The 4,504-nt window shown below is 57.0% G+C and carries 2 protein-coding genes and 3 pseudogenes; 3 read left to right on the top strand and 2 right to left on the bottom strand.

Annotated elements, in window-relative coordinates:
* A pseudogene (locus GCT19_RS40940) lies at positions 1-241 on the bottom strand (IS6 family transposase); the annotation flags it as partial.
* 68 nt (positions 242-309) lie between these two features.
* Between GCT19_RS40940 and GCT19_RS43145 the strand changes: the two are divergent.
* Entirely contained in the window at positions 310-468 is a 159-nt protein-coding gene (locus GCT19_RS43145) for a hypothetical protein (RefSeq protein ID WP_193727528.1), read from the top strand.
* 155 nt (positions 469-623) lie between these two features.
* Here GCT19_RS43145 and GCT19_RS40935 read toward each other — a convergent pair.
* Positions 624-1,362 (bottom strand): annotated as a pseudogene (locus tag GCT19_RS40935) (IS6 family transposase).
* Positions 1,363-1,709: 347 nt separating this feature from the next.
* On the opposite strand from GCT19_RS40935, the gene GCT19_RS40930 reads away from it, so the two are divergent.
* Positions 1,710-3,764 carry a hypothetical protein gene (locus GCT19_RS40930; protein WP_152855009.1) on the top strand — a complete coding sequence of 685 codons (2,055 nt, stop codon included), beginning with the start codon at positions 1,710-1,712 and terminating at the stop codon, positions 3,762-3,764.
* A 188-nt stretch (positions 3,765-3,952) separates the two neighbouring features.
* Positions 3,953-4,504 (top strand): annotated as a pseudogene (locus tag GCT19_RS40925) (IS6 family transposase); the annotation flags it as partial.

Below are 4,504 nucleotides of genomic sequence, written 5' to 3'. Positions count from 1 at the left end.
TGTGCTTGCGGAAGCGCCTTTCGAAGAGCGGCAGCAGCTTGATGACCCAGCGGTGCACCGTCGAATGATCCACCGCGATACCACGCTCGTCCATCATTTCCGCAAGGTTGCGCAAACTCAGCGAATAGGCCACGTACCATCGCACGCACAGCAAAATCACTTCAAGCGGGTAGTGAAGGCGCTTCAGGACCTTGGCTAAGCCCGGCGCGAGTGTGGTTCGCGGTGTCTTCGTCTTCTTCATCGCACAGCTCAAAAATTCGCTACCCAATTTTAACGTGGGCCTTACTGCAACAGAACCTAGTCGCGTCCATGGCACGGGAACTCGCACCCATCCGGACAAAGCCGTTCGCCTGGGAGGATATGTTCCGCCGCCTGCTGCTGCGCTTCGAGCGCATCAGCGACGTACACTACGCGCTCAAGACGCTGGCCTATACGATGATCAACCTGCGGCACTACTGCCGCAGCTGATCGCGCCCCTCTGGGCCGCCTGTCGTCACGTCGCCGGCGCATTGCGTCGCGGCCCCGCGCGTCGATGCCATGTCGATCACCTCGCAAATCCGACTACCGCTTCGCGCTGCCCGTCTTGCCAACTCCTGCATTTCATGAAACATATGTCCTACTGATCAAATGCAACTTTCAGTCCGCTTGAAACCCGCAATCAGTTGTGTGAAGCGATGCCAGGCGGCGATGGGTGTGGCAAGCTGTTTGCGATAGAGCGAGGCGCGTAGCAGGTGTCGCTTCAGCGCGAAGTGCTGCCGGATCGGACCGAAGCTCGACAGGAAAGCCTGCGTGCGCTCTGGATCGCGAAAGCCACGCATGCGTCGCTCGCGTTCGCGGGTCGGCTAATGAGTGTTTTCGGCCCGGTTATTGACCCGCGCGCTGGCTTTGACAAAGACGTGCTTGACGCAAGCCAGTGCGGGAATCTCGGCTTTCGCCGCCCGATAGCTGCGCAGCTGGTCAGTAACGATCCTGCGCGGTGCCTCAGAGCACGCGGCAAGCACGCGCTTCAAAAACCGCTTCGTTGCTGCCTTGTCGCGGTGCTTCTGTAGCAGGATATCGAGTTCAGCACCGTGTTGATCGACGGCGCGCCACAACAGGTAAGGCTCACCGCGCAACGTCACAAATACTTCGTCAAGGTGCCATGTGGTGCCGGGCTTGCGACGCGACGCTTTCACACGGTGTGCGAAGCACGCGCCGAACTTATCGCACCAGCGTCGTACCGTTTCGTAGCTGACGATAACCCCGCGCTCGAACAGCAACTCTTCGATATCTGAGCTGGAACCTGAAATACCAACGCACCGCGCAACTGATAACCGATACGGGAAAGCGATGACCGTGGTACAGCGATTTTGCATTTTTCATCATGCGATCTTACCCGACCATCTCGATAACGTGACAATGCCTCGCTACGCATTGGCACGCCAAATTTCGCGCGGCACATGAACGGCGTGATAAGGGGGCTACAGTGTCAGACATGGTGGCCCGCGTCGGGTTTGCCGCGTCGAATCCGGGAGAGTCCGGTCGTGAGAAGCAAAGCCATTACAGCATTGTTGACGGTGGATGGACCGGCACGCTGCTGAGCTGACTTTAACCACCTTGAATCTTCCGTCTCAGCTCCCTGTACACCGGACCCAAGCGTATACCTCGTCAACCCGAGCTAACTTTGGACGTTTGGCATCCTCCTGGCGCACATCATCGTGGAATGAAAAATGTCCAGCAGCCGAATCGACAAGAGTACGGCGACATCATCTGACTCCAACGAGCCGTCCGGCCCCGAACCTACACATGGATCGCAGAGAACCGATACGCCGCGATCGGCACCGCTTCTCGATTGCCTTCCGCGGCGGACGCGTCACGACACCGCCTCCAGCTCGTCATCCGCCACACAATATCCTGATGCGGAGCGGCATCGGCGTGCCAGCCGCCTGCCGCGGGCTGCAATTTCAACCGCAAAACCGGCTGATGACCTGACCTACCTTTGCGTTCGACTTGAAACAACGCTTCAACTAGCTCCCCATTACTCCGACGACCCTGAAAAGAAATGTCGCTTTCTGGGGCGCGGGTTTGGTGACGTGAAAAATGCAATGTCGATCGCTCACGGCTCTTCAATCAATGTAGAAGAAAGAAGCCGCTCGATAATCGACGGGATCAAGGTGGCTTCGGATCTCCTGGACGCTGTATGGCAGACATTTTTTAAATTGCGAGGTGACGTCGATTGTTTGCGCCCAACGTTAAAGGACTTTCCTGAGGATATGGACGAGTTAATAAAAGTTCGCGGCGCGTTGGATAAATTCATGACGACGCTGGACGAGATGAATTCTCATCGAGAAGCACTCGAACTATTCGCGAATTCACTAATTGATGAAAAACTTCTCAAATCAGGTATTACCGCCCACGCGACTGATAAGATCGAAACAGTTCAACCGCGACTCCGCTCGGGGGCATCGCAACTGCTGGCTCCGGTAGGGAGAGCGGTCGCCTCGTTAAACAACTACTATCTGCGCACTTTTGCCTGGCCAGTCGATGTTCGTCGATCGCTCGGAACCATTGCATCAAGAGCCGCGCCAGTGTTCAACCTCCTTGATCAATACGGAGAGGCTGACACTATTGACAATGTAGAAGAGCAAGCCAAAAAAAAATCGCAGATATTATTTGAATTACTCAGCGCACTTAAGCTTCTGGAGCTAACCGCTAACCACTTCGCCGAAACGATCGCAGAGAACTGGAGCTCAGAGGACGCTGAGAAATGGAATGCAGCACTGCGATTCGCCGAACGACTTGGCGATTTTGTGTCGCCGGTGCAAGCCATCGTTCTGCCCATGCTGAAACGCTCGCAAAACGACAGAGGGGAGCCATCGCACCGGGCGGGACTGCACGGTGCGAGCGATGCACAGGAAGCATCAGGCGTTGAAACCATTCCACGGCGTCGCCGGTCGCGCCGCCGTACTCGTATTCAACTCCACGACGTCGAGCGGGGGCGCGCGGCGGACACGGCCGGACACTCGGAAATCCTCAAGCAGGCCACAGCTCTCCTGGACAAGAGCCAACGATTGCCGCCAGACGCCATGCGTTACCCTGCCAAGGACTTGCTCGCGCTTGCTCGCCGGGTCGGATTCGACACCAGCACGATCGACACGATAAGGCGAAACGAAAACGACCCGCTCGACGTTGCTGGCATAATTCGCGATTCGGTCGCATCATGGTTCGGTCGCGTCACCGACTTGGAGCGTGCGAATAGAATGCTCGCCGCACTACCTGAGAGTCCCCAGGTCGCGGAGTGCGCCAGTAAGGTTGTGCAGCGAGAGAGCCTTCTGGCTCACATAGAAGCTTGCGTGGATCAGCAAGAGGCGGATTTGATCAAACAGCACCGCTACCCTAAAGCCAGACATCTGAACCGCCTGTTCGATTTAGACGGGATCGCCCTGGTAGGGGTGCCGAAGAGGCTGCCTTCCAATTCTGACCGTGGCAATCAAGGCACGGTGTTTGAGTTGTGCGTTCAACCTCATCCGGTCTCTGACGGCGATAACGCCGCGCCGTTGTTCGTTCATGTACATACGCGACAGCCGGTGACGGCCGAGGGATGCCTTGCACTAGACATCAAGGATTTCAACGCCATTCACGTTAAAAGCGAGAGTCAAAAGAACCTAGGGAAACGGTGGGAAAGATTCCAACGGTCTCTGGGAAGAATGGAACCGACCGTACATCGGGGCCCGGTCGATGAAAAATTGTGGCGCAGATTGAAAGAGAAGGCAATGTCAAGCTGATGGGCTTTGTCCGGATGGGTACGAGTTCCCGTACTATGGACGCGACTATGCATTTTTGACGCAAACCGGTTTGCCGAAGGCGTTCCACCGGTTCAGCAGGTTGGCGATGATTACGCCTTCGCCTCCTGCGCCGCAAGCTCCTGCGCCGGCACTGTCAAGTTGGCGAGGTAGTCACGTAAGATGTCACGATGAAGAAAAGAAAATCGCTTTATCACGGCCACCGGTTCCCGGCGGCAATCATTAGCCTCGCGGTTCGGTGGTATTTCCGGTTCCAACTTGGCCTGCGTGACATTGAAGAACTGCTGTTCGAGCGCGGTGTCGTTGTCAGTTACGAGACGATCCGCCGCTGGTGCGACAAATTCGGCGCGGGCTTCGCACACCGCGTCAAAGCTGCTCGCCGCAAGCCTGGGCGCACATGGAATCTGGACGAAGTCTTCGTTACTGCGCGGTGAGCCTTATCTGCTCTGGCGGGCAGTCGACCAGCACGGCGCCGAACTCGACATCCTGCTGCAGAAACATCGCGACAAGGCCGCAGCAAAGCGTTTCTTCAACCGCGTGCTGGCCGCCTGTGCCGACACGCCACGAAGGATTGTCACCGATCAGTTGCGCAGCTATCCGGCCGCGAAAGCGGAGATCCCCGAACTGGCGAACGTCACGCATGTGTTCGTCAAAGCCAGCGCCCGCGTCAACAACCGCGCCGAGAATAGTCATCAGCCAACCCGGGAACGCGAACGGCGTAT

Source organism: Paraburkholderia atlantica (assembly GCF_009362785.1).
Classification (GTDB): Bacteria; Pseudomonadota; Gammaproteobacteria; order Burkholderiales; family Burkholderiaceae; genus Paraburkholderia; species Paraburkholderia atlantica.
The sequence above is the reverse complement of the archived record's forward strand: the minus strand, read 5'-3'. Positions and strand labels throughout refer to the sequence as shown.